At 64.5% G+C, this 26,472-nt stretch carries 22 protein-coding genes; 15 read left to right on the top strand and 7 right to left on the bottom strand.

All coding sequences use genetic code 11. The annotated features are described in order from the left end of the window. Nucleotides 1-49: 49 nt before the first annotated feature. Genes BLU39_RS02125 through BLU39_RS02100 form a run of 6 tightly spaced genes read right to left on the bottom strand, consistent with a single transcriptional unit; the run spans nt 50 to nt 6,158 of the window. Nucleotides 50-1,564 carry an ATP-binding response regulator gene (locus BLU39_RS02125; RefSeq protein WP_092709867.1) on the bottom strand — a complete coding sequence of 505 codons (1,515 nt, stop codon included), beginning with the start codon at nt 1,562-1,564 and terminating at the stop codon, nt 50-52. Next, nucleotides 1,551-3,374, bottom strand: coding sequence for an ATP-binding protein (locus BLU39_RS02120; RefSeq protein WP_092709006.1), 1,824 nt, complete (start codon nt 3,372-3,374; stop codon nt 1,551-1,553). Before BLU39_RS02120 ends, BLU39_RS02125 begins: the two co-directional genes overlap by 14 nt. Continuing rightward, complete coding sequence (locus BLU39_RS02115) at nt 3,371-4,468, bottom strand: ATP-binding SpoIIE family protein phosphatase (protein ID WP_092709003.1); 1,098 nt, start codon at nt 4,466-4,468, stop codon at nt 3,371-3,373. Before BLU39_RS02115 ends, BLU39_RS02120 begins: the two co-directional genes overlap by 4 nt. Continuing rightward, a complete protein-coding gene (locus BLU39_RS02110; RefSeq protein WP_314606372.1) occupies nt 4,453-4,851 on the bottom strand; it encodes an ATP-binding protein in 399 nt (132 codons plus the stop codon). The genes BLU39_RS02115 and BLU39_RS02110 overlap by 16 nt, the downstream gene beginning before the upstream one ends. Nucleotides 4,852-4,909: 58 nt before the next feature. After that, the gene (locus BLU39_RS02105; RefSeq protein ID WP_092708997.1) at nt 4,910-5,272 is read right to left on the bottom strand and encodes an STAS domain-containing protein; all 363 of its coding nucleotides are present in this window, start codon (nt 5,270-5,272) and stop codon (nt 4,910-4,912) included. 7 nt (nt 5,273-5,279) lie between these two features. After that, nucleotides 5,280-6,158: an STAS domain-containing protein gene (locus BLU39_RS02100; RefSeq protein ID WP_092708993.1), complete on the bottom strand. Its 879-nt coding sequence runs from the start codon at nt 6,156-6,158 to the stop codon at nt 5,280-5,282. Between the two features lie 226 nt (nt 6,159-6,384). On the opposite strand from BLU39_RS02100, the gene BLU39_RS02095 reads away from it, so the two are divergent. The 4 genes from BLU39_RS02095 to BLU39_RS02080 all read left to right on the top strand — a co-directional run bounded on the left by BLU39_RS02095 (nt 6,385) and on the right by BLU39_RS02080 (nt 10,132). Further along, complete coding sequence (locus tag BLU39_RS02095; RefSeq protein WP_092708990.1) at nt 6,385-6,798, top strand: hemerythrin domain-containing protein; 414 nt, start codon at nt 6,385-6,387, stop codon at nt 6,796-6,798. A 33-nt stretch (nt 6,799-6,831) separates the two neighbouring features. Continuing rightward, on the top strand, nt 6,832-8,013 hold the full coding sequence (gene hmpA / locus BLU39_RS02090) for an NO-inducible flavohemoprotein (protein ID WP_092708987.1): 1,182 nt from the start codon (nt 6,832-6,834) through the stop codon (nt 8,011-8,013). Between the two features lie 131 nt (nt 8,014-8,144). Next, nucleotides 8,145-8,453 (top strand): DUF485 domain-containing protein, encoded by a 309-nt coding sequence (locus tag BLU39_RS02085; protein WP_046682872.1) that lies wholly within the window; start codon nt 8,145-8,147, stop codon nt 8,451-8,453. Beyond that, the gene (locus tag BLU39_RS02080; RefSeq protein ID WP_175539182.1) at nt 8,450-10,132 is read left to right on the top strand and encodes a cation acetate symporter; all 1,683 of its coding nucleotides are present in this window, start codon (nt 8,450-8,452) and stop codon (nt 10,130-10,132) included. Before BLU39_RS02085 ends, BLU39_RS02080 begins: the two co-directional genes overlap by 4 nt. A 63-nt stretch (nt 10,133-10,195) precedes the next feature. Here BLU39_RS02080 and BLU39_RS02075 read toward each other — a convergent pair whose 3' ends face one another. Further along, nucleotides 10,196-10,651, bottom strand: a complete 456-nt coding sequence (locus BLU39_RS02075) for an RrF2 family transcriptional regulator (RefSeq protein ID WP_092708984.1) — start codon at nt 10,649-10,651, stop codon at nt 10,196-10,198. A 356-nt stretch (nt 10,652-11,007) separates the two neighbouring features. Here BLU39_RS02075 and ppc point away from each other — a divergent pair, with 356 nt between their 5' ends. The 11 genes from ppc (at nt 11,008) to BLU39_RS02020 (ending at nt 26,469) form a co-directional block, all read left to right on the top strand. Then, on the top strand, nt 11,008-13,761 hold the full coding sequence (ppc, locus tag BLU39_RS02070; RefSeq protein WP_198511156.1) for a phosphoenolpyruvate carboxylase: 2,754 nt from the start codon (nt 11,008-11,010) through the stop codon (nt 13,759-13,761). A gap of 110 nt (nt 13,762-13,871) precedes the next feature. Next, a complete protein-coding gene (gene gap / locus BLU39_RS02065; RefSeq protein ID WP_092708981.1) occupies nt 13,872-14,882 on the top strand; it encodes a type I glyceraldehyde-3-phosphate dehydrogenase in 1,011 nt (336 codons plus the stop codon). Between the two features lie 86 nt (nt 14,883-14,968). Continuing rightward, nucleotides 14,969-16,429: a pyruvate kinase gene (gene pyk, locus BLU39_RS02060; RefSeq protein ID WP_092708978.1), complete on the top strand. Its 1,461-nt coding sequence runs from the start codon at nt 14,969-14,971 to the stop codon at nt 16,427-16,429. Between the two features lie 109 nt (nt 16,430-16,538). Then, nucleotides 16,539-16,712 (top strand): hypothetical protein, encoded by a 174-nt coding sequence (locus tag BLU39_RS28480; RefSeq protein ID WP_157808752.1) that lies wholly within the window; start codon nt 16,539-16,541, stop codon nt 16,710-16,712. Nucleotides 16,713-16,772: 60 nt separating this feature from the next. After that, a complete protein-coding gene (locus BLU39_RS02050; protein ID WP_092708970.1) occupies nt 16,773-17,255 on the top strand; it encodes a DUF3617 domain-containing protein in 483 nt (160 codons plus the stop codon). Between the two features lie 135 nt (nt 17,256-17,390). After that, the gene (locus BLU39_RS02045) at nt 17,391-17,897 is read left to right on the top strand and encodes a sigma-70 family RNA polymerase sigma factor (protein ID WP_092708967.1); all 507 of its coding nucleotides are present in this window, start codon (nt 17,391-17,393) and stop codon (nt 17,895-17,897) included. Continuing rightward, on the top strand, nt 17,894-18,862 hold the full coding sequence (locus BLU39_RS02040; protein ID WP_232731097.1) for a FecR domain-containing protein: 969 nt from the start codon (nt 17,894-17,896) through the stop codon (nt 18,860-18,862). The genes BLU39_RS02045 and BLU39_RS02040 overlap by 4 nt, the downstream gene beginning before the upstream one ends. Nucleotides 18,863-19,056: 194 nt before the next feature. Next, on the top strand, nt 19,057-21,516 hold the full coding sequence (locus tag BLU39_RS02035; RefSeq protein ID WP_232731096.1) for a TonB-dependent siderophore receptor: 2,460 nt from the start codon (nt 19,057-19,059) through the stop codon (nt 21,514-21,516). A 74-nt stretch (nt 21,517-21,590) separates the two neighbouring features. Continuing rightward, nucleotides 21,591-21,959, top strand: a complete 369-nt coding sequence (locus BLU39_RS02030) for a hypothetical protein (RefSeq protein WP_092708957.1) — start codon at nt 21,591-21,593, stop codon at nt 21,957-21,959. Continuing rightward, the gene (locus BLU39_RS02025; protein ID WP_157808751.1) at nt 21,956-22,414 is read left to right on the top strand and encodes a GNAT family N-acetyltransferase; all 459 of its coding nucleotides are present in this window, start codon (nt 21,956-21,958) and stop codon (nt 22,412-22,414) included. The genes BLU39_RS02030 and BLU39_RS02025 overlap by 4 nt, the downstream gene beginning before the upstream one ends. Nucleotides 22,415-22,761: 347 nt before the next feature. After that, nucleotides 22,762-26,469 (top strand): PAS domain S-box protein, encoded by a 3,708-nt coding sequence (locus BLU39_RS02020; protein WP_092708951.1) that lies wholly within the window; start codon nt 22,762-22,764, stop codon nt 26,467-26,469. Nucleotides 26,470-26,472 lie beyond the last annotated feature (3 nt).

Genomic DNA, 26,472 nt, shown 5'->3' with positions numbered 1-26,472 from the left:
GGCCGCCGATTATAGCGGACGCCCAGGCAACACGCAGCCGCCACCGCGCTCACGGTGCGATATGCAATCCCAGCATGGCCAGCTTGCCGAAATCGACGGGCTTGGCGAAGTGCTCATTGAAACCCGACGCCAGGGCCGCCTGGCGGTCGTGTTCCTGGCCATAGCCGGTCAGCGCGACGAGCAGGAATTGCTGCGGTATCGGCAGCTGGCGCAGTTTGACGGCCACGTCGTAGCCGCTCATGTCGGGCAGGCCGATGTCGAGAAAGACGATGTCGGGCTTGAATTCCAAGGTGCGCTCGGTCGCTTGCGTCCCCGTGTAGGCCGTGCGCACCGTGTGGCCGTACATTTCCAGCAGTTCGGCCAGGGTGTCGGCCGCATCGCAGTTGTCGTCGACGACGAGAATGCGCTGCTTGCCGCCGGTGGCCGCCTGCGGTGCTGGCACGGCCGGCAGCGGCACGTTGGCGTCGAGCGGCAGGATGACTTCGAAGGTGCTGCCCAGCCCAACGCCGGGACTGCGCACGCTGACCTGGCCGCCGTGCAAGGTCACCAGGTTGCGCACCAGCGACAGACCGATGCCCAGCCCGTCCTGCACCCGGTCGGGCGAGTGGCCGCTCTGTTCGAACAGGCCGAAGATGCTGTCGATGCTGGCGGCGGCGATGCCGATGCCGTTGTCGCTGAGGCGGATGCGCACGTTGTCGCCTTCGCGCGCGGCGGCAATGGCGATGCGCCCGCCCGGCGCCGTGAACTTGGCCGCGTTGAGCAGCAGGTTGGCGACGATCTGCGACAGGCGCACGGCGTCGCCGCAGACCCATAGTTCTTCCTTGGGCAGGTTCACGTCCAGCGCATGGCCGCGCGCCTCGACGCTGTGCGAGCTCGTTTCCAGCGCGCTGCGAATCACGCTGGCCAGGCTGACGCTTTCCCATTGCAGCGAGATTTTTCCCTGCGAGATGCGCGACACGTCGAGCAGGTCGTCCACCAGGCGCACCAGGTGGTCCGTGTGGCGGCCGATGGTGCGGCGCGCGTTGTCCTGCACGGCCGGCACGACGGGGTCGAGCTTGCACAGCAGGGCCAGCGCCGTGCGGATGGGGCCCAGCGGGTTGCGCAATTCGTGCGCCAGGGTGGCCAGGAATTCATCCTTGCGGCGGTCCACGTCGCGCAGCGCGCGCTCGACCCGGCCCAGGCGCAGCAGCGCCTTGACGTTGGCGACCAGTTCATCGGCCTCGATGGGCTCGACCAGGTAATTGTCGGCGCCGCCGTCCAGGGCGCGGATCTTGTCGGCCGAGCCGATGCAGGAGGCCGACGTCTGCAGCACCAGGATGGTGTTCGTTTCGGCGCCGCCCTTCAATTGGCGGCACACTTCGAGGCCGTTGATGTCGGGCAGCTTGACGTCGAGGAGGATCAGGTTCGGGCGGTCCTGGCGTGCGCGCAGCAGCGCGTCACCCCCGTTCGACGCTTCGATGACCTTGAAGCCGGCGCGTTTGAGGATGCGCGACTTGGCGTAGCGTGCGCCGTCGCTGTCATCGACGTTCAGGATCAGAGCATCGCTGTTGTTATCCGGTAGCATGCGCATTGTCCCAGGTGGTTGTGCCTTGCGGCGGAGCCGGCTCTTGCCGGTGGTGTTGGTTGCCGATCAGCGCGCGCAGGGTGGCCAGCAATTGCTGGCGCGACAGCGGCTTGACGTAATAGGCGTCGGCGCCCAGAGCCAGGCCCTTGCGCACGTCGTCGATTTCGGTGGCGACGATGACGGGCACCTGGCGCCGCAGCGGATCGTTTTTCAGCTCGGCCAGCCAGTGCCAGGCTGTTTCGCCGTGCAGCAGGATGTCGAGGATGATGGCGGCGGGACGCTGCTGTTCCCAGCGCTCCTGCGCTTCGCGCACGCTGCGCGCGGGAACGACGCGAAATTCGCTGCCGGCCAGGAATTTTTCATACAGCAGCCGCACGGGCGGATTGTCTTCCACCACCAGCACGCCGATGCGCTGGTCGTTGCCATTGTCGTTGGCCGGCGCGCTCGGCGGCAGGCTGCCTTCGGGCGCATGGTAGCTGGTGGGCAGGACGACGGAAAACAGCGAGCCTTCACCCGGCGTGCTTTCCACGCTCACCGTGCCATTGAGCAGGGTGGCCAGGTTGCGGCACAGGGGCAGGCCCAGACCCGTGCCCTTGACCTTGCGCTGCATGTGGTTTTCCACCTGGCTGAATTCCTCGAAGATCAGCTGCACGTCCTCGGCATCGATGCCCAGGCCCGTGTCGGAGACGGAAAAGCGGATGGCGTCCTGCTCCGGCAAGGGCGTGGCGCTGACGATGATGGCGCCCGCTTCCGTAAACTTCAGGGCGTTGGCGATGAAGTTGCGCAGGATTTGCGACAGCTTGCCTTCATCCGTGTGGATGTGCAGCGCCGGGTCGGGGTCGATGAAGGTCAGGGTCAGCGACTCGGACACCAGCAGCGGGCGCAGCATGCCGCGCAGGGCGCTGAACAGGTCGGCCACCTGGAAGCTGTTGGCGTGCACGTCGACCTTGCCCGCCTCGATCTTGGCCAGGTCCAGCAAGTCGTTGACCAGGTCGCTCAGGCTGACGGCGCTTTGCAGGATGAACAGCACCTGCTTTTCCTGTTCCTCGGACAGCTCGCCGTCGATGCGATCGAGCAGCAGCTTGGACAGGGCGCGGATGGAACTGAGCGGCGTGCGGAATTCATGGCTCATGTTCGACAGGAAGCGCGATTTCATCTGGTCGGCGCGGCGCAGGTGGTCGGCCTTTTCATCGAGTTCCGCGAACAGCGCCACCACGCCCCGGTTGGTGTCTTCCAGTTCGCGCGTCAATTGCAGCAAATCGTCCTGGCGCGTCTTCAGTTCGGCCAGGGTGGTGAGCAGCTCGCGGTTCTGCTGCTGCACTTCGGACAGCGTGATATCGGAGGGCAGCGCCTGCAGGCTGCCGGACAGCGCGCCTATCATGCCCCCGTCGAGCAGGGGGGCGTCGCGCGGGAACAGCTTGTGCAGGGTGATCTGCGTGCCTTCGCCCGGCGTGCTGCGGATGTGGCAGCGGTCCATCAGGCGCTGCGCACCCAGGATGCCCTGGCCCATGCCCGTCGGCGAGCGGTAGGTGCCGGACAATATGCGGTCGAGCTGTGCGATGCCGGGGCCCTGGTCCTCGATGCGGATGCTGAGCACCTGCGGCGCCGTCTGGCCGTCGATGGCGAAATGCACCTTGCCGCTGCCGGCGTAGTTGTAGACGTTGCGCGCCAGTTCCGACACGGCCGTGGCGATGCGCACCTGGTCCTGCACGCCGAAACCGCACAGGGCGGCGATCTGCCGCGCATGCTGGCGCGCTCCGACCACGTCGAGTTCACTGCCGATATGGGCCGTCAATATGCGTTGCGTCATGGCGTGTCGTTCCTTTCCGCACCGGCTGGCCGGTGCTCCTCGTGTTCGCGCAGCACCACCACCGTGACGTCGTCGCGCCCGCGCGCAAAATCGCGGTACAGCACGGCGGCGACGAGGCTGGGGTGGCAATGCGCCAGGCCCGGATACTGTTCCAGGTCCCAGCGCGTGTGCAGGCCGTCGCTGTGCATGATCAAGGTCGTGCCCAGCTGCCACGGATAGCAGAATTCCTGCACCTTGCGCAGATTGCTGCCGACGATGCCGTTATGCGACAGCAGATGCCGGCGCTGCTGCGCGTCGAAGGCGCAGGCGGCGATGTTGCCCACGCCCGCATAGCGCAGTTCGCGGCGCGCGCTGTCGATGTGGGCCACGGCCAGGGCCGCGCCGCGCGTCGTGCGCAGGGCGCCGTGGGCCAGTTCGATGAAGGGGGCGGGCAGGGGCGGCAGGCCGGGCGTGTCCTGTTCCAGCAGGGCGCTGGCGCGTTCGGACGCGCGCGCCGCCAGCGGGCCGTGGCCCAGGCCGTCGGCCACCATCAAGCTCAGTTCATGGCCTTCGCAAACGACGTTCCAGGCATCACCGCACACCTGTTCCGACGCCAGCGGCAGGCATACGGCGCCGACCTGCCAGTTCGGATGGGCGGGAATGGCGCTGCTGGCGTGCTGCCCCCAGACCACGACCATCAGCACGGTGCCCTTGCCGGGCGCCGTGTACAGGTCGAATTCCTGGCCCAGGCGGCGTATCGCGCCCAGGCCCACGCCGTAGGTGCCCGTGGTGGAATGGCCGTCGGCCATGTGCTGGCGCACGTTGCCCATGCCGGGGCCATTGTCGATGGCCAGCACTTCGATGCCGCTGGTGCCGCCGCGCAGCACCTTGCGCAGCAGGATCTCGCCGCGCTGCGCGTGCTTGACGATGTTGGTCGCCGCCTCGCTGATGATGATGGCCAGCTGGCCCGCGCGCACGTCGTCGAAGCCGATGCGGCGCGCCAGCTCGTTGCCGGCGCGCCGGGCGGCGGCGATTTCGCTCGGCTCGCTGATGGGAAAACTGCGTTGCCTGGCGATGTCAGGGGCTTGCTCGATGTGGTTCAAAACAGCTTCCATTTCGCGATGGTGACGGTGGTGCCCGCGCCGGGCGCCGTGTCGATGTGAAATGCGTCGGCCAGGCGCTTGGCGCCGCCCAGCCCCAGTCCCAGTCCGCCGCCGCTGGTATAGCCATCGGTCAGCGCCAGGGGAATATCGTCGATGCCCGGTCCCGCATCGACGAAGCGCAGCTCCAGCCCCTGGCGCGTGCCGTCGCAGACACGCGCGATGCGCGCTTCGCCCCCGCCGCCGTAGCGCAGGGTGTTGCGCGCCAGCTCGCTGGCCGCCGTGATGATCTTGGTCTGTTCGATCAGGCCAAATCCCATGGCGACCATGCTGTCGCGTACCTGCTTGCGCAAGCGCACGACGTCCTCGTCGCTGTGCAGGGGCAGAATCTGCGGCATCTGCTGCATCCCAGCCTGCGCACGTTCCTGTGCCTGCGCGCCTAGCATGGCGCCCCCGTCATGCGCATGCGCCGCCCCGTTCCAGCAGCTTGATGCCCAGCTCCACGTTGAGCGCCGTGCTCACGCCCTCGAGCGCCAGGCCCAATTCCACCAGGGTGATGGCGACGGCCGGCTGCATGCCGACGACCACCGTGTGTGCGTCGAGGATTTTCGCCATCGCCGCCGTGTTGCTGATCATGCGGCCGATGAAGGAGTCGACGATGTCGAGCGCTGAAATGTCGATCAGCACGCCCGTGGCGCGGTCCGTCACGATGCGGGTGGTCAGGTCGTCCTGCAAGGTCATCGCCAGGCGGTCGTGCATGTCCACCTGTATCGTCACCAGCAGCAGCCGGCCCATGCGTAAAATGGGGATTCTCTCCATAGGCGCCTCAGTGTTGTTGCTGCTGGTAGGTGATGCTGGAACCCGTGCGTTTCAGGGCCACGACGAAGGCGTCGGCCAGGGTGGCCTTGGTCATCACGTCTTCCAGGTTGACCCCCAGGTGCACGATGGTTTGCGCGATCTGCGGGCGGATGCCGCTGATGATGCAGTCGGCCCCCATCAGGCGCGCGGCGGCGATGGTCTTCAGCAGGTGCTGCGCCACCAGGGTGTCGACGGTGGGCACGCCCGTGATGTCGATGATGGCGATCAGCGCGCCCGTGTCGACGATCTTTTGCAGCAGGCTTTCCATCACCACCTGCGTGCGCGCGCTGTCGAGGGTGCCGATCAGGGGCAGGGCCAGCACGTTTTGCCACAGCTGCACCACGGGCGTGGACAGCTCCAGCAATTCCTGCTGCTGGCGCAGGATCACCTGTTCGCGCGCCTTCTGGTAGATGGCGATGGTCAGCAGGCCCAGCTCGTCGAACAGCTTGCTGGTGCTGACGATGGCGTCGCCCAGCTGTTCCGGCTGCGCCGTGATTGCCTTGCGCAGGTAGCCGAACAGCGGCTCCTTGAGGGCGAACATGAAGCTGGCCGTGTCGATCGGCGAATAGCCCTGGCGCACGCGCGACTGCGATATTTCGGCAAGCAGCTGGCGCGTGTCGTCCCAGGCGCCGCCTTCCGTGTCGAACGAGTCGCCGCTTTCCAGCGCGCCCGCCAGCAGCGGCAGAAATTGCGACGCCTGCTGGCGCAGCTCGTTTTCCGCGATCTTGTCGCGTCGCACGAGGCGTCCGATCAGGCCGGCCATCCATCCGTCCAGCAGTTCCGCGTGGTGCTCGTTGATGATGCCGGCCAGTTGCTGCGCCTGGCCCGTGCCCGTCTTGTTTTTCATGCTTATCCTTGGTTCGAGTGGAGGGTGCGGCACGGCCGCAAGCGGGCACGCGCTGTGATGAGCAAATTATAGGCAGGCATGGCCGTAGCTTGTGTTCTGTGCCGCACATAGTGGCGCATGTCAATTTACATTCCTGCAGGAAACTTTGAAGTTTTAAAGATGTATATTATTTGCATGTTTAAGCGAATTCCACTACACTGGCGGCACTCAACAAGAGAAACACGCCATGAATATCGACAAATTCAAACAGCAGCACCTGGCCATCCTGGCCGCCATCGATGACTTGCGCCAGCTGGCGCGCGGCGGCGTCGCCGCGCAGGCGCAAGCCATCGCCGAACAGATCGTCGCCATGAGCGGCTTGATCAAGCTGCACCTGGCCGTCGAGCAGCGCTACCTGTATCCGGCCGCGCAAGCGTCGGGCGTGGCCGAGGTGGCCCGGCTGGGGCGCCAGTATGAAAACGAGATGCACGGCATCGCCGGCGCCTACCTCGATTTCGCCGGCCGCTGGAATACCCCGGTGCGCCTGGAAGCCGAACCGGACGCCTTCCGCAGCGAAGCCAACACCGTGCTGCACGCCCTGTTCCAGCGCATGCGGCGCGAAGATCATGAGTTATATCCAGCTGTCGAGACGCTGGCCTGATACCGCTTACCCATATCCACACAGGAGTTTTACATGCTGACCCAAGAACAACGCGCCATCATCACGGCCACCGTGCCCATCCTCGAGCAGGGCGGCGAAGCGCTGACGCGCCACTTCTACAAGAATCTGTTCCGCGACCATCCCGAAGTGCTGCCGTACTTTAACCAGGCGCACCAGCACAGCGGCGACCAGCAGCGCGCGCTGGCCAATGGCGTGCTGATGTATGCCAGGCACATCGAACAACTGGATGCGCTGGGCGACCTCGTGTCGAACATCGTCAACAAGCATGTGGCCCTGCAAATCCGCGCCGAGCACTATCCGCTCGTGGGCGCCAGCCTTCTGCAGGCGATACGCGAAGTGCTGGGCGCAGAGGTGGCCAGCGACGCCGTCATCGACGCCTGGGGCGCGGCCTACGGCCAGCTGGCCGACATCCTGGCCGGCGAGGAAGGGCGCATCTACAAGGCGCAGGCGGCCGCACCGGGCGGCTGGAGCGGCGCGCGCGACTTTACCGTGCGCAGCAAGACGGTGGAAAGCGGCGAGATCACGTCCTTCCTGCTGGCGCCCGCCGATGGCCGGCCCGTGCTCGACTTCGCGCCAGGCCAGTACATCGGCGTGGTGGCCACGGTCGATGGCGTGCCCATGCGCCGCCAGTACTCGCTGTCGGCCGCCAGCAATGGCCAGACCTACCGCATCAGCGTCAAGCGCGAAGCGGGCGGCAAGGTGTCGAACCATTTCCACGATCACGTGCAGGCGGGTGACACGGTCCAGCTGACGCCGCCATCGGGCGACTTCGTGCTGAGGGACAGCGACAAGCCGCTGGTGCTGATCAGCGGCGGCGTGGGCATCACGCCGACCCTGGCCATGCTGACGGCGGCCCTGCGCGGCAAGCGTCCCGTGCATTTCATCCACGCGGCGCGCAACCACGGCGTGCATGCGTTCCGCCGTCAGATCGACGAACTGGCCACGCAGCACCCGCAGTTGCAGCGCTATTACTGCTACGCGGAACATGGCGATGAACAGGACGCGCCGGATGCCGTCGGCTTGCTCGATAAAGAGCAGCTGAATGACTGGCTGCCGGCCTCGCGCGACGTCGACGCCTACTTCCTGGGGCCGCAGCCGTTCATGCGGGCCGTCAAGCAATACCTGCGCGAGCTGGGCGTGCCGGAACAGCAGACGCACCATGAATTCTTCGGGCCGGCCGCCGCGCTGAATTGATCTCGTTGCAAGTGACGTGTTGCCACGGCGAGAAATTCCTCTCGCCGTAAGGGGCCGGTAAGGCTGGCCCCGTATTGTGAATGCAAGCTCGAAAACAAAAGAGCAGCTTTTTACAATAACGGAGGCAATATATGCATGACGATCTGGTTCAAAAAATCAAGAGCGACCCCAGCTACCATCAGCTGGTCAAGGTGCGTTCCCGCTTCGGCTGGGCGCTGACGGGCCTGATGATGCTGGTGTACTACGGCTACATCCTGCTCATCGCCTTCAACAAGGAATTCCTGGCCACGAAAACGGGCGCCGGCGTGATGACCTGGGGCATGCCGATCGGCCTGTTCGTCATCGTGTTTACCGTGCTCGTCACCGGCATCTATGTGCGCCGCGCCAACAAACAATTCGACGACCTGACCAGCGCCATCCAGGCACGGGTGCAAGCATGAGCGCCGCCAAGCATGCGCTGCGCGGCGTGTCCTGTCTGAGCGCCTTGGCCTTGCTCGGCGCCAGCAACGCCGCGTTCGCGGCCGGCGCCGACCTGGGCCAGGCAGTCAAGCAACCGACCAACTGGACGGCGATCATCATGTTCGCTGCCTTCGTCATCTTCACCCTGTTCGTCACCAAGTGGGCGGCCAAGAAGACCAAGTCGGCGTCCGATTTCTACACGGCCGGCGGCGGCATCACGGGCTTCCAGAACGGTCTGGCCATCGCGGGTGACTATATGTCGGCCGCATCGTTTCTCGGTATTTCCGCCGCCGTCTTCCTGAACGGCTACGATGGCCTGATCTACGCCATCGGCTTTCTCGTCGGCTGGCCCGTCATCACCTTTTTGATGGCCGAGCGCCTGCGCAACCTGGGCCGCTTCACCTTTGCCGACGTGGCCGCCTACCGCTTCAAGCAGGCGCCGATCCGCATCTTTTCCGCGTCCGGCACCCTCGTCGTCGTGGCGTTCTACCTGATCGCGCAGATGGTGGGCGCGGGCCAGCTGATCAAGCTGCTGTTCGGCCTCGAATACTGGATCGCCGTCGTTCTCGTCGGTACATTGATGATGATCTACGTGCTGTTCGGCGGCATGACGGCCACCACCTGGGTGCAGATCATCAAGGCCGTGATGCTGCTGGGCGGCGCCACCTTCATGGCAGTGGCCGTGCTGGCGCAATTCAACTTCAGCCCGGAAGCGCTGTTCGCCAAGTCGGTGGACGTGCATGCCACCAAGGAAGCCATCATGGGTCCCGGTTCCTTCATCAAGGATCCGATCTCGGCCATCTCCTTCGGCATGGCGCTGATGTTCGGCACGGCCGGCCTGCCGCACATTTTGATGCGTTTCTTCACGGTGCCGAGCGCCAAGGAAGCGCGCAAATCCGTGTTCTGGGCCACCACCTGGATCGCCTATTTCTATATTCTGACCTTCATCATCGGCTTTGGCGCCATCGTGCTGGTAAGCACCAATCCCGAGTTCAAGGATGCGGCCGGCAAGCTGCTGGGCGGTAACAACATGGCGGCCGTACATCTGGCCAAGGCCGTGGGCGGCAACGTCTTCCTCGGCTTCATGTCGGCTGTGGCATTTGCCACCATCCTGGCCGTCGTGGCGGGCCTGACCCTGTCGGGCGCGTCGGCCGTGTCGCATGATCTGTATGCCACCGTCATCAAGAAGGGCAAGGCCACGGGCGCCAACGAATTGAAGGTGTCGCGCGTGACGACGATCGTGCTGGGCATTATCGCCGTGGTGCTCGGTATCGCCTTTGAAAAGCAGAACATCGCCTTCATGGTGTCGCTGGCCTTCGCCATTGCCGCCTCGGCCAACTTCCCCGTGCTGTTCATGTCGGTGTTGTGGAAGGATTGCACGACGCGGGGCGCCACCATCGGCGGCTTCCTGGGCTTGATCACGGCCGTCGCGCTGACGGTGGTGTCGAAGTCCGTATGGGTCGATGTGCTCGGCCATGGCGAAGCGCTGTTCCCGTATGCCTCGCCAGCGCTGTTCTCGATGACGGCCGGCTTCGTCGGCATCTGGCTGTTCTCGGTGCTCGACAAGAGCCCCCGCGCGCGCATCGACCGTGCCGGCTACGAAGCGCAGCAGATGCGTTCGGAGACGGGCATCGGTGCGGCAGGCGCCAGCGCGCATTGAGGTTTTGGATAGTTGCAGCAGGAAACAATGCCCGGTTCGCCGGGCATTGTTGTTTTTGTGCGCTTACTTTGCCACGCGCAGGGGAATCACGCCGGCCGCCAGCGCCGGCACGCCTGGCGTCGCTTCGAGTATCGATGCCAGGGTCACCGTGTCGAGCACGGCCAGGAAGGCGGCCGTGGCCTGGCCCAGCTTGGCTTTCAGCAGGCAATCGGGTGTCAGCGGGCAGGTATTGTTTTCCTTGTTGAAGCATTCGGCCATGAAAAAATCGCTTTCCGTCTCGCGCACGACGGTGCCGATATTGATCTCGGCCGGGTCGCGCGCCAGGCGCAGGCCGCCATTGCGTCCGCGCACCGTTTCCACGATGCCGGACAGGCCCAGCTGGTGCACCACCTTCATCAGATGATTTTTCGAGATGGCATGCAGGTCGGCGATGTCCTGGATGGTCACGAGGCGGTCGCGGTGCACGCCCAGGTACATCAGGGTGCGCAGGGTGTAGTCGGTGTAGGCAGTCAGTCGCATGGGCTTCGTTCATAAAGATGTGGAATACATCCTTGTTTCAGCCGCCAGCATACAGGAGAGCGTGTATTCGCCGCCACCGCGATGTGTGTTGCGCCGCCACTTTTCACCCTCGAAAGACAAAAGTTGATTGCCTTTCGCTTAAATGCGTAGTAAATTTTCATATTGTTGCCCTGGCAAACAGCTCGTTAGCCCTTATTGGCCCTTTGAATACGGTTTTTATTGATGGAAATCAAGAGGATGGTGAGACAATAAGGTAAATTTACTACAAATTCGACGATGGGCGTTTCCCGGGCCGGGAAGCGCGAACTACGCAATCTGTGCGGTACCGCCGGTGGCCGCCCCAGGAAATGAATACCATGCAAATGAATGAAGTGAAAGACGAGCTGCTGAGCAGCGATATCCGCCAGTTGGGCCGTCTGCTGGGCGACGCCATCCGCAACCACCTGGGCGATCCCGCCTTCGAGCGCATCGAACACGTGCGCCAGCTGGCCATCCGTTTCCGCCGCGACAATGATGAGGCGGCGCGCGCGCAGCTGTCGGACGCGCTGCAAGCGCTGTCGCAGCAAGAAACCACGCAATTGACGCGCGCTTTCAGCTATTTCTCGCTGCTGGCCAATATTGCGGAAGACCAGCATCACATTCGCCGCACGCGCGCCCATTTGATCGCCGGCTCGCCGCCGCGCCAGGGTAGCCTCAGCCATGCCGTCGGCAACGTGTTTGACGCGGGCAAGGCCGATGCATTGGAAACCTTCTTTGAAGATGCGTTCGTCAGCCCCGTGTTCACGGCCCATCCGACGGAAGTGCAGCGCAAGAGCATCCAGAATTGCCAGATGGCCATCGCCCGCCTGTTGAGCGAACGCGACCGCGTGCAGATGACGCCGGAAGAGGCGGAACAGAACGAAGAAGCGCTGGGCCGCGGCATCGTCACCCTGTGGCAAACCCGTTTGCTGCGCACGAGCAAGCTGTCCGTCATGGATGAAGTGGCCAACGGCCTGTCGTTCTACGACCACACGATTTTGCGCGAACTGCCGAAATTGTATTCTTCGCTGGAAACCATGCTGGCCCAGCGCGATGCCCGCTGGGAAGATGCGGAATTGCCGAATTTCATGAAGGTCGGCAGCTGGATAGGCGGCGACCGCGACGGCAACCCCTTCGTCACGGCCGACATCCTGCGCAGCACCCTGCAAACGCAGGCGGACAAGGTGCTCGACTTTTACCTCGGTGAATTGCGCAAGCTCGCTTCGCAATTGTCGCTGGCGCAAGTACTGAATGCCTGCAGCGAGCCGCTGCGCGCGCTGGCCGAGCGCTCGGCCGATGCCTCGCCGCACCGCGTGGACGAGCCGTACCGTCGCGCCCTGCATGGCATCCATGCGCGCCTGGAAAATACGCGCGTGGTGCTTTCCGGCAAGGGCAAGCAAGCCGACGGCGTGCAGCCTTACGCTGCCGCCGTTGAACTACTGGCCGACCTGGACGTGGTCCAGCATTCGCTCGTCAGCAATGGCTTGCGCGCGCTGGCCCGTGGTCGGCTGCGCCAGCTGCGCCGTGCCGTCAAGGTCTTCGGTTTTTCGCTGGCGCCGCTGGACTTGCGCCAGAATTCCGATGTGCATGAGCGCGTCGTGGGCGAACTGTTCGCGGGCGCCCAGCCGGGCCTCGTCTACCTGGACCTCGACGAAGAGCAGCGCATCAGCTTGCTGTTGGCCGAGCTGGAATCGCCACGCCTGCTGACCTCGCCATATGCGCAATATTCGGAAGAAACGACGTCCGAACTCGACATCTTCCGCGCCGTGCGCGAAGCCCATGCCAAATACGGCCGTGAATCGGTGCCTAACTGCATCATCTCGAAGGCGGCCAGCGTGTCGGACTTGCTGGAAGTGGCCTTGCTGCTGAAAGAAGTGGGCTTGCTGCGCCAGGACAGCCGCGAAGTGGACGTCAACATCATCCCCCTGTTTGAAACGATCGATGACTTGCGCGCCGGCCCCGCCATCATGGCGCGCGCCTTCGGCTTGCCGTTCTACCGGGGCTTGCTGGCTTCGCGCGCGGACCAGCAGGAAGTCATGCTCGGTTATTCCGACAGCAACAAGGACGGCGGCTTCCTCACGTCCGGCTGGGAACTCTACAAGGCAGAGATCGAGCTGGTGACCGTCTTCAAGGAGTATCAGATCAAGCTGCGCCTGTTCCACGGCCGCGGCGGTTCCGTGGGACGCGGCGGCGGCCCCAGCTACGAAGCCATCCTGGCCCAGCCGGCCGGCGCCGTGCAGGGACAGATCCGCCTGACGGAGCAGGGCGAAGTCATCACGGCCAAGTATGCGAACCCGGAAGTGGGGCGCCGCAACCTGGAAGTGCTGGTGGCCGCCACCATCCAGTCGACCCTGCTGCCGCAGGCGCAGCTGCAGCCGAAGGCTTCGGCCGGCGCGGGCCATCTGGCCGCGATGGAAGAGCTGTCCGGCACGGCCCTGAACGCCTACCGCGACCTGGTGTATGGCACGGAGGGCTTCGAGCAGTATTTCTGGGAATCGACGGTGATTGCCGAGATTGCCGCGCTGAATATCGGCAGCCGTCCCGCCTCGCGCAAGAAATCCACGTCCATCGAGGATTTGCGCGCCATTCCCTGGGTCTTGAGCTGGGCGCAATGCCGCTTGATGCTGCCGGGCTGGTTCGGTTTCGGTTCCGCCGTGCAAGCCTACCTGGCCGCCCATCCGGCCGATGGCGCGGATGTGCTGCGCGGCATGTACACGGACTGGCCATTCTTCACGTCCCTGCTGTCGAACATGGATATGGTCCTGGCCAAGAGCGACATCGCCATTGCCGGCAAGTATGCGGAACTGGTCAAGGACAAGGCCTTGCGCGACGCCATCTTCACGCGCATCCGCGCCGAATATGCGGCCACCCTGGACGCCTTGAAACTGATCACGGGCCAGGAAGAGTTACAGCAAGCCAATCCGCTGATGCAGCGTTCGATACGCAACCGTTTCCCCTACATCGACCCGCTCAATCACGTGCAGGTGGAGCTGCTGAAGCGTTTCCGCGAAGGCAAGCAGGATGCGGCGGCGCGCACGGGGATACATTTGTCGATTAATGGGATTGCGGCGGGGTTGCGGAATAGCGGTTAATGAAAATCAAGCCCAACAGCTAAGGCTGGGGTCGTACCCTCAGGGTACGACCCCGGTACTTGCACTTGGGTTGGCTTTACGAACTCAGCAGAAAACATCAAGGAGACAGCATGACCATCAAAGTTGCCATCAATGGCTATGGCCGCATCGGCCGCAACGTCTTGCGCGCGTTTTATGAAGGCGGCAAGCAGCAGGATATCGAAATCGTCGCCATCAATGATCTGGGCGACGCCAAGTCGAATGCGCATTTGACGCGCTACGACACGGTGCACGGCAAATTTCCCGGCGTCGTCACCATCGACGGCGACAATATGCTCGTCAATGGCGACCGCATCCGCGTCTTCGCGCAGCGCGACCCGGCCCTGATCCCGTGGGGCGAACTCGGCGTCGACGTGGTGCTCGAATGTACGGGTTTCTTCACGACCAAGGAAAAAGCGTCGGCCCACCTGAAGGGCGGGGCGAAAAAAGTCATCATTTCCGCGCCGGGCGGCAAGGACGTGGACGCCACCATCGTGTTCGGCGTCAACCAGCACGTGCTGAAAGCCACGGATACCGTGATTTCCAACGCTTCGTGCACGACGAATTGCCTGGCGCCACTGGTCAAACCGCTCAACGACGCCATCGGCATCGAATCGGGCCTGATGACCACGGTACACGCCTATACGAACGACCAGGTGCTGTCCGACGTCATGCATGAAGACTTGCGCCGCGCCCGCTCGGCCACGCATTCGATGATCCCCACCAAGACGGGCGCGGCCGCCGCCGTCGGCCTGGTTTTGCCGGAACTCAATGGCAAGCTCGATGGTTTCGCCATCCGCGTGCCGACGATCAACGTCTCGCTGGTCGACCTGTCCTTCATCGCCAAGCGCGATACGACGGTGGAAGAGGTGAATGCCTTGCTGAAAACGGCGTCGGAAGGCGCGCTGAAAGGCATTTTGACGTACCAGACGGAACCGCTTGTTTCCATCGATTTCAACCACAACCCGGCTTCGTCGAATTTCGATTCGACCCTGACCAAGGTTTCGGGTCGCCTCGTGAAAGTGTCGTCGTGGTACGACAACGAGTGGGGCTTCTCGAACCGCATGCTCGACACGACGGTCGCCCTGATGGCGGCCAAGTAGGAACGTAGTACCGCTGATCCAGCGCACCAGGACGGCCGGCCCACAAGGCTGGCCCTTGTAGCAACTTATTTTAGAAAGCAGCAACCATGACCATGCAAGTACAGCAACGCGCCACCAAGATCGTTTCCACCATCGGCCCCGCTTCGAACGATATCGATACCCTGGTCCGCATGTTCAAGGCCGGCGTCGACGTCGTGCGCCTGAACTTTTCGCATGGCAAGGCGCAAGACCATATCGATCGCGCCCGCATGGTGCGCGAAGCGGCAGCCCTGTGCGGCCGCGAAGTGGCCATCATGGCCGACTTGCAAGGCCCGAAAATTCGCGTCGGCAAGTTTGAAGAAGGCAAGATTTTCCTGGAAAACGGCGCCTCCTTCATTCTCGACGCGAAATGGGGCGAGAATGGCGAGCTGGGCAACATCGAGCGCTGCGGCCTCGACTACAAGGAGCTGCCGCGCGACTTGCGCGCTGCCGACGTATTGCTGCTCAACGACGGCCTGATCGTGCTGACGGTCGACAAAGTCGTCGGCAGCGAAATCCACACGACCGTCAAGATCGGTGGCGAGTTGTCGAACAACAAGGGCATCAACCGCCAGGGCGGCGGCTTGTCGGCGCCGGCCCTGACGGCGAAAGACATGGAAGACGTCAAAACGGCGATGAGCTTCCAGGCCGATTACGTGGCCGTCTCGTTCCCGAAAAACGCCACCGACATGGTCATGGCGCGCCAGCTGGCCAATATCGCCGGCGAAGCATGGGACCACAAGCCGATGATGATCGCCAAGATCGAACGCGCGGAAGCCATTCCTGCGCTGCAGGAAATCCTCGACGCGTCCGACGGCATCATGGTGGCCCGTGGCGACCTGGCCGTGGAAGTGGGCAATGCAGCCGTGCCGGCCCTGCAAAAGCGCATGATCAAGATGGCGCGCGCGTCGAACAAGCTGGCCATCACGGCCACGCAGATGATGGAATCGATGATCGTCAACGCCGTGCCGACCCGCGCGGAAGTATCCGACGTGGCCAATGCCGTGTTGGACGGCACGGACGCCGTCATGACGTCGGCGGAAACGGCCTCGGGCCGCTATCCGATCGAAACGGTGGAAGCGATGGCCGCCATCTGCCTGGACGCGGAAAAGTGGGATACCTGCAAGCTGGATGCCGATTTCCTCAACGCCACGTTCTCGCGCATCGACCAGTCGATCGCCTACGGCGCCCTGTTTACGGCCCATCACCTGCGCGTGAAAGCCATCGCCACCCTGACGGAATCGGGTTCCACGGCACTGTGGATGAGCCGCTGCAACATCGACATCCCCATCGTTGCCCTGACCCCGAGCGTGGGCACGCGCCGCAAGCTGGCCCTGTACCGCAACGTCAGCACGCTGGAACTGACGTCCGGCACCGACCGCGACAAGGTCTTGCAGCAGGCGGAAGATTTGCTGGTCGAGCATAAAGTCGTGGCCAAGGGCGACACCGTCGTGCTGACCTGGGGCGAGCCGATGGGCAAGGTCGGCGGCACGAACGCGCTGAAAATCATGAAGATCGGTCAGCACTGATCGTATTGGACCCGTATCCACCGCAATGGCAGATGCCCGATCTGCCATTGCGGCGGCCGCATTTCCGTGTCAGCATGGTTTCCTGCCTGCCAAGGCGCATCCGGAGTTCATGATGACTGCATACCTGCCTGCCTTGATCTGGTCCCTGTCGGCCTTCGCCTGCCTGTTCATCGCCAAACGCCGCGCCTTGAAAACAACGGCCGTGCGCGCCATCCTGGTGACTTTCCTGGGGCCGTTTGCCATCCCCTTCGTGCTGGCCGCGAGGCCCGGGATGCACGGCTAAGCGTGCGGCCTGCGCGCATTCCTCTTTGCTATATTCAAACTTTTAGCTGAAGGAAAGCCCATGAAGCGCAACGCGACCTTGATTCTGATGACTGTTTTCCCCCTGTGTGCGGCCACGTTCGCTTCGGCGGCCGAGCCGGCGCAGCGCTTGCAGCGCGCCACGGGGTTGTGGAAAGTGACGCCCGCCACCTCGCCATTTTCCTGGGAAATCTGCGTCGACCACGCGCGCGACCGCCTGATCGACGACGACCTGTGGTCCGGCTTCGAGCAGGAATGCAAGATCGAGTCGCACAGCCGCCAGGGCGACAGCTATCAATTCGAATCCAGCTGCCCGGACGCCAGGCTGGCCGCTACCTTCAAGGGCGACCTGGCCAAGGCCTATACCCTGAGCGCCGACACCACCGTGCAAGTCAATGGCAAGAGCGAAGTGCAGCGCACTGAACTGGCAGCCGTGTTCCAGGGCGCCTGCCCGGCGGGGCTGGCGCCGGGCGCGAAGAAAATGCGCGGCGGCATGGTGATGAAGAGCTTGTACACCGACCGCTAAGCGCCAGCAGCCACGCTGAAACAACAGTTTCCAGGGATAGGCAGGCACCGGCATTGACGCCGAAGGCCATGATTTGTGATAATGAGAATTATTATCAATTAGACGCGCCTTGCCTGGCGCGCATCGGAGTCCCCAGTGAACATTGCGCAGTCCAGCGAATCGATAGCCGGCATCTACAGCCACCACCATGGCTGGCTGATGCGCTGGCTGCGCGCCAAGCTGCAGTGCGCCGACCATGCGGCCGACCTGGCGCACGATACCTTCGTGCGCCTGCTGATGGCGCCGCCGGAGAACCGGCAAAGCTTGCGCGAGCCGCGCGCCTACCTGACGACCGTGGCGCAGCGCCTGCTGATCGACCATTACCGGCGCCTGTCGCTGGAGCAGGCGTGGCTGGAAACCCTGGCGCAGCAGCCTGAATTGCTGATGCAGTCGCCGGAAGAGCGGCTGCTCGTGCGCGAAGCCTTGCAGCGCATCGACGCCATGCTCGACGGCTTGCCGCCGCTCGTGCGCAGCGCCTTCCTGCTGGCCCACGTCGATGGCCTCGGCTACGGGGAAATCGCCCGGCGCCTGGCCGTGAGCGAGCGCAGCATCAAGCGTTACATGGTGGAGGCGTTCGAGCGCTGCATCCTGCTGATCCTGTGACCGCTTCCATCGATCCCCGCGCGGCGCGGGCGGCGGCGCAATGGCTGGTGCGCCTGCACGGCGGCACCTTGACTGCGGACGAGCAGCAGGCGTTCCAGGCCTGGCGCGCCAGCGATCCCGCCCATGAAGCGGCCTGGCAGCGGGCCGAGCTGGTGTGCAGCACCCTGGCCAGCGTGCCGCCCGCGCTGCGCCAGACGGCGGATACGGCGCCGCAGTCGCCGCAGCGGCGCGCCGTGCTCTACGGCCTGGCCGGGCTGATCGCGGCCGGACCGGCCCTGTGGCTGGCCAGCCAGTCGACGCCCTGGCAAGCGTGGCGCGCCGGCATCCGCACGGCCAGGGGCGAGATCCGCCACATGACATTACCCGACGGTACGCAACTGGTGCTCAATACGGACACGGCCATCGACGTGCGCTTTGACGGCGCGGCGCGGCAGGTCTTGCTGCATGCGGGGGAAATCCACGTCGCCACGGCGTACGACGCAGCCGTGCCCGCGCGCCCGTTCCTCGTGCGCAGCAGCAATGGCGCCGTGCGCGCGCTGGGTACGCACTTCAGCGTACGCCACCTTGGCAGCGTGCTGGCGCCGCGCACGCAGGTGAGCGTCAGCGAGGGCGCCGTCGAGATCCAGCCTGGCGAAGTTCCCGGCGCCCTGCGCAGGATCGATGCGGGCTGGCAGGGCAGTTTCGATGACCGTGCCGTTTCTGTCTTGACGCCGCTGGCGCCGGGTGCCGCCGGCTGGCTTCAGGGCGTGCTGATCGCCGAGCGCATGCCGCTGGGCGCGGTGCTGGAACAGGTGGCGCGCTACCGCTATGGCGTGCTGCGCTGCGATCCCGCGCTGGCGGCCATGCCCGTGGACGGCATCTTCCAGCTGAACGACCCGGACAACATCCTGCTCTTGCTGCAGCGATCCTTGCCGATCCGGCTGGTGCCCCGCACGCGCTACTGGATCAGTGTCGAGGCGGCTTGAGCTGGTCGGCTTACGCGCGGCTGCGCCCCGCTAAGCCGACCTACGGTGTTCCATCTAGCAAACAAGCGCCACTATTTACATTTTCCTTGTCCCTTTTTGCGGATTGCTTCGTCATACAAGGTAGAGAACGAACAATCCGAACCATCGAAAGGGTCTACATGGCTTTGCAGCACCGTAACTTTACCGCAGCACGCATGACGCTCCACCCCACCACCGGCGCCGTGCGTGCCGCGCTGGTTCTGCTCCTCGCCGCGGGCGCGGCCGGCGCCGGCTTGCCGCACATGGCGGTGGCGGCCGAGTCCAGCCCGGCCGCCACCATGCGTGACTACAGCATTCCCGCCGGCAGCTTGCGCAGCGCGCTGGCCTCGTTTGCCATCGCCGCCGGAATCAACCTGTCCACCCAGGGCGTGGCGCTCGACAGTCTGGCCACGCCGGGTTTGCAAGGCCGCCATGGGGTCACGGCCGGCCTGCAAAAACTGCTGCAGGGCAGCGGCCTGGAAGTGGCGGACGGCGGCAATGGCAATTACCTGTTGCGCAAAATGAATACCGGCACGGCTGATGGCGGCCTGGCCAGCATGCCGGCCGTCGTCGTCAGCGCCGAGGCCGACCGCGCCACGGAAGGCACGGGTTTATACACGTCGAGGAATATGTCGACGGCCACGGGGCTGAATTTGTCGCAGCGCCACACGCCGCAAACGGTCAGCGTCATTTCGCGCCAGCAAATGGAAGATTTCGATTTGACCACCTTGCAGGACGTGGCGCGCGCCACGCCCGGCATCTATGGCAAGACGCAAGGCGTGTCCGACCAGGAAACCACGTATTTCGCGCGCGGCTTTGCCTTGAGCCACGTCAACGTCGATGGCTTGCCGCTGGACGTCACGGGTTTCAATGAACGCAACGTCTCGGCCGACATGCTGATGTACGACAGGGTGGAAGTGGTGCGCGGCGCCACGGGCCTGATGGAAGGGGCGGGCGCGCCGTCGGGCAGCATCAACATGATACGCAAGCGCCCCACGGCCACGCCCCTGCTGAACACCTCGGCCCACCTGGGCAGCTGGAAGGACAGGCAATTGACGGTGGACGCCAGCAATGCGCTGAATGCGTCGGGCAGCGTGCGGGGCAGGGTGGCGGCCAGCTGGCGCGACAGCGACAGTTTTGTGGACGTGGTCAACAACCAGAACAGCACCGTGTATGCGATCGTCGAGGCGGACCTGACGCCGTCGACCACGGCCGGCATCGGCTTTTCGCGCCAGCACAGCCGCACCGATGGCGTCTTCGTCGGCTTGCCGACCATGCTTGACGGCCGTCACATGGACTTGCCCCGCTCGACCTTCCTGAATAATGCCGACTCGGTCCAGAAGCGCGACAACAACGTCGTCTTCGCCGACCTGGAAACAAAGCTGGAGCAGGGCTGGCGCAGCCGCTTTGCCATCACGCGCATCGAGGCCTCGTCGAGCACGCGCAACACCACCAACAGCCGCATCGATGGCGAAATATACAAGCTGAACCAGTCGGAAACGGGCTGGAAGTACAACACGGAGCAAGTGGTGGCCGACTGGCGCCTGAGCGGCCCGGTCACCTGGTTCGGCCGCCAGCACGACGTGATCGTCGGCGCCAGCTACCGCCATGACGACTCCGACGCGGGCCAGAGCTGGGAAGGCGCCGGTACGCGCGTGATCGATATCCGCCAGTGGAATCCCTACGCCTATCCGATGCGCGGCGCGCCGTTCGAGCCGTACAACTGGGGCCGCAAGACGGACGAGAAGGGCATCTATGCGGCCGGCAACTTCAGCCTGGCCGATCCGCTGCGCCTGGTGCTGGGCGGGCGTTTCGGCTGGTATGCGCAGGACGTGACGGGCTGGTATTCCAGCAACCCCGCCTGGCGCCGCGGCCTGACGGAAAACGCGAAATTTACGCCGTACGCGGGACTCGTCTACGACGTGGACCGGCATCACTCCGTGTATGCGAGCGGCACGCAGATATTCGAGCCGCAAAGTTCGCTGGACGTGCGCGGCAACACCTTGCCGCCCTTGAGCGGCACCAACCTGGAAGTGGGCGTCAAGGGCGAGTATTTCGGCGGCAGGCTCAATGCCAGCGGCGCCCTGTTCCGCATCCGGCAAAACAACCGCGCCATGGCCGATGAGCTCAATTGCCCCACGGGCGGCGCCATCTATTGCGCCCGCGCGGCCGGGCAGGTGCAAAGCGAAGGCATCGATCTGCAATTGTCGGGTTCGCCCTTGCCGGGCTGGCAGATATCCGGCGGCTACACCTATGTGCTGGCCAAGTACACGCAGGACAGCGTGGCGGCGAATATCGGCCAGCGCATCGCCACGGACGAACCGAAGCAGTTGTTCAAGCTGATGACGAACGTACAGCTGGGCGGCGGCCTGGCGCAATGGAATGTGGGCGCTTCCATATATGCGCAAGACAAGATTGAGCGCCGTGACACGGCTTACCTGACGCGGCAGGGAGGCTACGCCATCGTCGGGCTGACGGCCGGCTACCATATCAGCGAGCAGCTGCAACTGCGCCTGAATATCGACAACGTGCTCGACCGCCGCTATTACCAGGCGCTCGGCTATTCCTGGTCGGGCGGGCTGGAGCGTTACGGCGCGCCGCGCAGCGTGCTGCTGTCCTTGCACTACAAGATGTAGCCGTCGTGCCAGCGGAGCGCGCCTGGGCGGGCGCCTCTGCTACACTGCCGCCGTCCTTATCTTTTCACTTTGCCATGACCGCTACTCCTGTCCTCACGCCCCTGAAAAACGCTTTCCAGCAATCGCGCGCCGAAAACAACATCGAGCTGATCCTGCCCGAACTGCTGGCCGCGCAATTGCACGTCGTTATCGGCGGGCAAAGCGAACAGATCGACCTGTTCCTCGTGCCGTCGCCCAATCCCGAGCGCCAGTGCGTGACGGTGGCGGAAGACCCGGCTTTCCTGGCCGGCATCGCGTTTCCGAAGATTCCCGTCACGGGCGCGCAACTGGTCGCGTCGATTCCGGCCGAGATCGAAATCGTCATCCTGCATGGCGATGGCGCCAATTATCTGACGCGCGAGCAACTGGCATGGTTCCGTGGCATGCTCGTGCAGAAAGAATGATCGCCAGCGCTGCCTTGACCCTGCGACCCGTATGCGCGGCCAACGCCGAGGCCGTCATCGGGCTGCCGCTGCATGCGGCGCAACGCGATTTTATTGCCAGCAATGCCGATTCGCTGGCGCTGGCCGCCAGCCACGCCAACATGCACCCGCGCGCCATCCATGCCGGTGACGAACTGATCGGCTTTGCCATGTACGCGCTGCCGGGCAGTGCGGGGCGGCAGGATACGCACGTGCTGTACCGCCTGATGATCGCGGCGCCGTGGCAGGGGCAGGGATTTGCCCGCGCGGCCCTGGCCCTGCTGCTGGACGAGATGCGCGCGCGTGGCGCGGGCAGGGTGGTGCTCTATTACGTGCCCGCCAATGTGCGCGCCCGGCAGCTGTACGCGCACGCCGGTTTTGTCGAGACAGGACTCGACGACGATGGCGAGATGATGGCCGAGCGCCTGCTTTCCTGAGTCTGTGGCATCGAGGCAGCAGAATATTCTTCTTTTGGCAATTGTATTGCTGAAGTCCTATGAATATTTTCGTAAAGCAACTATACTCATGGCTCTTTAAAAAATCATCGTCACGCTGGCGGCCAGCCATCCGCGCCAGAGTTCGTACGCATTCCGCTTTTTCACTCTGTAAAAAGCACCTTTCCCCCGCGCGGCAGGCGCGGGCGTGATGACCGAGCCTTGCCCTGGTCGACTGCTACCGTTGTCATTTCCGCTGTATTGCCGCTTTACTAAAAAGCCTGGCGACGGCGCGCGGTGTGCCGTCATGTTTTGCGACGTTAGGTTTCACTCTCTTATGCCACGACAGTATGTTTAGTTCCATCTTTGCCGTATCGGCCGATACCACGCAGTACATCTATGGCACACACAATGCGTGGCTGGTGCTGTTTTCCATCGGTATCGCCATCTTTGCCTCGTTCATGGCCTTGCAGATCGCCGGCATGGCGCGCAGCAGCGAGCGCGGCTTTCAGCGCCAGACGGCCATCATCACGGGCGCCATCGCGCTCGGCGGCGGCATCTGGTCGATGCACTTCATCGGCATGCTGGCCTTCGACATCTGCACGCGCGTGTCCTTCGATCCGGGCCTGACCTTGCTCTCCATGCTGCCCGGCATGGCCGCTTCGTGGGTGGCGCTGCACATGCTGGCCCGCCCGAGCATCAACTGGCGCCAGCTGGTGGTGGGCGGCGTGCTCGTCGGCGTGGGCATCGGCTCCATGCATTACAGCGGCATGGCCGCCATGCAGACGTCGCTGGCCCTGCGCTACGAGCCATGGCTGTTCGCCCTGTCGCTGCTGGTGGCCGTCACCATGGCCATGCTGGCGCTGTGGGTACGCTTCGGCCTGAATGCCATGCGCCAGCGCTTGAGCCCGCTGGCATCCTTGCTGCTCAGCAGTGTGGTGATGGGCCTGGCGATTTCCGGCATGCATTACACGGGCATGCTGGCGGCGCGCTTTTCCGGCACGCCCACGGCAGGCGAGAACACGATCACCGTGCAAGCTTCGTTCGTGGCCCTGGCCGTGGCCCTGATCACCGTCACCCTGACCGTCTTCGTGGCGGCCGCGAACGGCTTGCTGCGCTACCGCCAGCTGCTGCGCCACGCCAGCGTCAGCGAATCGCGCCTGCGCGCCATCGTCGATACGGCGGCCGATGGCCTGATCACCATCGATGGCCAGGGCAAGGTACGCTCCTTCAATCCCGCCGCGGAAAGCCTGTTCGGCTGGCGCGAAGCGGAAATCGTGGGGCGCGACGCCAGCGTGCTGCTGCAGCCGGCCGATGCGGCCCAATACGAGGGCTATCTGCGCGATTATCTGGAAACGGGCGCCTCGCGCATCCTCGACAGCGGACGCGAACTCGATGGCCGCCACAAGGATGGCGCCGTGCTGCCCATGCGCGTGGCGATCGGCAAGATCGATACGCCGGGCCAGCCCCTGTTCGTGGCCTTTGTCACGGACATGCGTTCCTCGCGCAGCATGGAGCAGGCGCTGAAAGACAGCGAGCGCCAGTACCGCACCCTGATCCGCAACATCCCCGGCGTGTCTTTCCACTGCAGCTTCGCGCCCGAATGGAAGATGATTTTCATCAGCGACGCCGTCTTCAACCTGACGGGCTGGATGCCGCAGGACTTCGTCGAGGGGCGCGTGCGCATCTTCGACCTCGTGCATCCGGACGACCGCCAGCGCGTCAACGACACCTGCGTGCAGGCGGCCGGCGAACGGCGCGATTTCGAGAACGTCTACCGCATGATCCACCGCGACGGGCGCGAGCGCTGGGTGCGCGAAAGCAGCGGGCCCGTGCTCGATAACGACGGCGTGGTGCGCTGGATCGACGGCGTCATCCTCGACATCACCGAAAGCGAATTGCGCAATGCGGAATACGAGGGCAAGGTGACGGCCATCTCGCGCGCGACGGCCGTCGCCGAGTTCGACCTGCAGGGACGCATCCTGGCGGCCAACCAGAATTTCCTCGACCTGACCGGCTACCAGCTCGAGGACGTGCTGGGCCTGCACCACAGCGTGTTCTGCGAGCCGCGCTACGTGACCTCGCCCGACTACGTCGCGTTCTGGCAGCACCTGGCGCATGGCGAATTCAATACGGGCGAGTACAAGCGTCTCGGCAAGGATGGCCGGGAAGTGTGGATACAGGCTTCGTACAACCCGATCTTCAACACGGACGGCAAGCCGTTCAAGGTGGTCAAGCTGGCCACCGACGTGAGCGAGCGGCGCGCCATGCAGGAAAACCTGCGTGCGGCGAAAGACCGCGCCGAACTGGCCGCCGAATCGAAGACCAGCTTCCTGGCCAACATGAGCCATGAAATCCGCACGCCCATGAACGCCATCATCGGCTTTACGGAAGTGCTGCTGGGGACAGCCCTGGACAGCCTTCAGCGCCGCCATCTGGGCACGGTGCGCCAGTCGGCCCGTTCGCTGCTGGAACTGCTCAACGACATCCTCGACATGGCCAAGCTGGAAAAAGGCGCCACCGAGCTGGAACTGGTGGACTTTTCGCTGCCGGACCTGGTCGACCACGTGGCCGCGTCGCTGCGCATCACGGCGCAGGCGCGCGACCTGGTGCTGCATGTCGACGTCGATCCCGGCATGGGCCAGTTCTTCCTGGGCGACGCGCGCCGGGTGCAGCAGGTGCTGACGAACTTGATCGGCAACGCCGTCAAGTTCACGGAAGTGGGCCACGTGCGCGTGGCCGTCGGCATGCAGGGCGAGAAAGTGCATATCGCCGTGCACGACACGGGCATCGGCATTCCCGCCGACCGCCTGGACAAGATCTTCGCTCCGTTCACGCAAGCCGATTCCTCGATGAGCCGCCGCTTTGGCGGCACGGGCCTGGGCACGACGATTTCGCTGCAGCTGGTCGAGCTGATGGGGGGCACCATCACGGTGGAAAGCACCCTGGGCGTGGGCAGCGTGTTCCACGTACTGCTGCCGCTGGCGCCGGGCAAGGCCGTGTCGCGCCGTAGCGAGCAGCCCGTGGTGGCCTTGCCGCCGCTGCGCATCCTGGCGGCCGACGACGTGCCGCAGAACGTGGAGCTGCTGCTGATCAGCCTGGGCGCGGCCGGCCATCAGGTGATCGCCGCCAGCGATGGCGAGAGCGCCGTGCGCGAGTTCAGCAAGGGCAGCTTCGACGTCGTCCTGATGGACGTGCAGATGCCGCGCATGGATGGACTGGAAGCGACGCGCCTGATCCGGGTGTACGAGCGCGAGCAGGGCTTGAAGGCGACGCCCATCATCGCCCTGACGGCCAGCGTGCTGGAACAGGACCGGCGCGCCGCGCAGACGGCCGGCATGAACGGCTTTGCGTCGAAGCCGCTGGAAATGCACAAGCTGACGGCGGAGATCGCGCGCCTGCTCGACATCGCCGTGGCCATGCCGCCGCCAGCGGCCGGCGCGGCGGCGCGTGCCGCCACCGGCCAGGTGGACTGGCAGCGCGGCATCGCCCTGTGGGGCGGCCGCGAAGCCTTGCAGCGGGCGATTGGCCGCTTCGTGCAGGCCAATGGCGACTGCGCCGCCATGCTGGCGGCGGAACTGGAACGGGGCGGCGGCAGCGTGGCCGGCCACCTGCTGCACCGTATCAAGGGCGCGGCGGGCAACCTGTGCCTGGTGCAGGTCGAGAGCCTGCTGGGCCGCATCGAGCAGGCGATCGCGCGCCAGTTGCCGGCGACCGAATTGCTGGTGCAGCTGGCCGCCGCCTTCATGGCGCTGGCCGGCGAACTGGAAGAATCGGGCATGCCGGCCGTGGCCGTGGGTACGCCGGTTGCCGGTGTGCCGCTCGATGCGCCCGCCTTTGGTGCCTTGCTGCGGCAAGCCATCGCCAGCCTGGAAGGCGGGCAGCTCGACGACGCCCTGATGGCGCAGATCGCGGCCATGCTGGCGCCGCACGGCCAGCAGCCGCGCCTGCAGGCGCTGACCAGCGCCATCGACGACTTTGAATTCGCGCGCGCCGCGGGCGTGCTGCGCCAGCTGCTGGCATGGCTGGAAACGCCAGCGCCTGCCGACCTTTCCTGATAT

It is taken from the genome of Janthinobacterium sp. OK676, assembly GCF_900103595.1.
Classification (GTDB): Bacteria; Pseudomonadota; Gammaproteobacteria; order Burkholderiales; family Burkholderiaceae_D; genus Janthinobacterium.
This window is presented reverse-complemented; position numbering and strand designations above follow the sequence as displayed.

What these genes read in the sequence shown, in the direction of transcription:
- BLU39_RS02125 (WP_092709867.1), bottom strand. Translation starts at nt 1,564, where the DNA reads ATGCTACCGGATAACAACAGCGATGCTCTGATCCTGAACGTCGATGAC.
- BLU39_RS02120 (WP_092709006.1), bottom strand. Translation starts at nt 3,374, where the DNA reads ATGACGCAACGCATATTGACGGCCCATATCGGCAGTGAACTCGACGTG.
- BLU39_RS02115 (WP_092709003.1), bottom strand. Translation starts at nt 4,468, where the DNA reads ATGGAAGCTGTTTTGAACCACATCGAGCAAGCCCCTGACATCGCCAGG.
- BLU39_RS02110 (WP_314606372.1), bottom strand. Translation starts at nt 4,851, where the DNA reads ATGCCGCAGATTCTGCCCCTGCACAGCGACGAGGACGTCGTGCGCTTG.
- BLU39_RS02105 (WP_092708997.1), bottom strand. Translation starts at nt 5,272, where the DNA reads ATGGAGAGAATCCCCATTTTACGCATGGGCCGGCTGCTGCTGGTGACG.
- BLU39_RS02100 (WP_092708993.1), bottom strand. Translation starts at nt 6,158, where the DNA reads ATGAAAAACAAGACGGGCACGGGCCAGGCGCAGCAACTGGCCGGCATC.
- BLU39_RS02095 (WP_092708990.1), top strand. Translation starts at nt 6,385, where the DNA reads ATGAATATCGACAAATTCAAACAGCAGCACCTGGCCATCCTGGCCGCC.
- hmpA (WP_092708987.1), top strand. Translation starts at nt 6,832, where the DNA reads ATGCTGACCCAAGAACAACGCGCCATCATCACGGCCACCGTGCCCATC.
- BLU39_RS02085 (WP_046682872.1), top strand. Translation starts at nt 8,145, where the DNA reads ATGCATGACGATCTGGTTCAAAAAATCAAGAGCGACCCCAGCTACCAT.
- BLU39_RS02080 (WP_175539182.1), top strand. Translation starts at nt 8,450, where the DNA reads ATGAGCGCCGCCAAGCATGCGCTGCGCGGCGTGTCCTGTCTGAGCGCC.
- BLU39_RS02075 (WP_092708984.1), bottom strand. Translation starts at nt 10,651, where the DNA reads ATGCGACTGACTGCCTACACCGACTACACCCTGCGCACCCTGATGTAC.
- ppc (WP_198511156.1), top strand. Translation starts at nt 11,008, where the DNA reads ATGCAAATGAATGAAGTGAAAGACGAGCTGCTGAGCAGCGATATCCGC.
- gap (WP_092708981.1), top strand. Translation starts at nt 13,872, where the DNA reads ATGACCATCAAAGTTGCCATCAATGGCTATGGCCGCATCGGCCGCAAC.
- pyk (WP_092708978.1), top strand. Translation starts at nt 14,969, where the DNA reads ATGACCATGCAAGTACAGCAACGCGCCACCAAGATCGTTTCCACCATC.
- BLU39_RS28480 (WP_157808752.1), top strand. Translation starts at nt 16,539, where the DNA reads ATGATGACTGCATACCTGCCTGCCTTGATCTGGTCCCTGTCGGCCTTC.
- BLU39_RS02050 (WP_092708970.1), top strand. Translation starts at nt 16,773, where the DNA reads ATGAAGCGCAACGCGACCTTGATTCTGATGACTGTTTTCCCCCTGTGT.
- BLU39_RS02035 (WP_232731096.1), top strand. Translation starts at nt 19,057, where the DNA reads ATGACGCTCCACCCCACCACCGGCGCCGTGCGTGCCGCGCTGGTTCTG.
- BLU39_RS02030 (WP_092708957.1), top strand. Translation starts at nt 21,591, where the DNA reads ATGACCGCTACTCCTGTCCTCACGCCCCTGAAAAACGCTTTCCAGCAA.
- BLU39_RS02025 (WP_157808751.1), top strand. Translation starts at nt 21,956, where the DNA reads ATGATCGCCAGCGCTGCCTTGACCCTGCGACCCGTATGCGCGGCCAAC.
- BLU39_RS02020 (WP_092708951.1), top strand. Translation starts at nt 22,762, where the DNA reads ATGTTTAGTTCCATCTTTGCCGTATCGGCCGATACCACGCAGTACATC.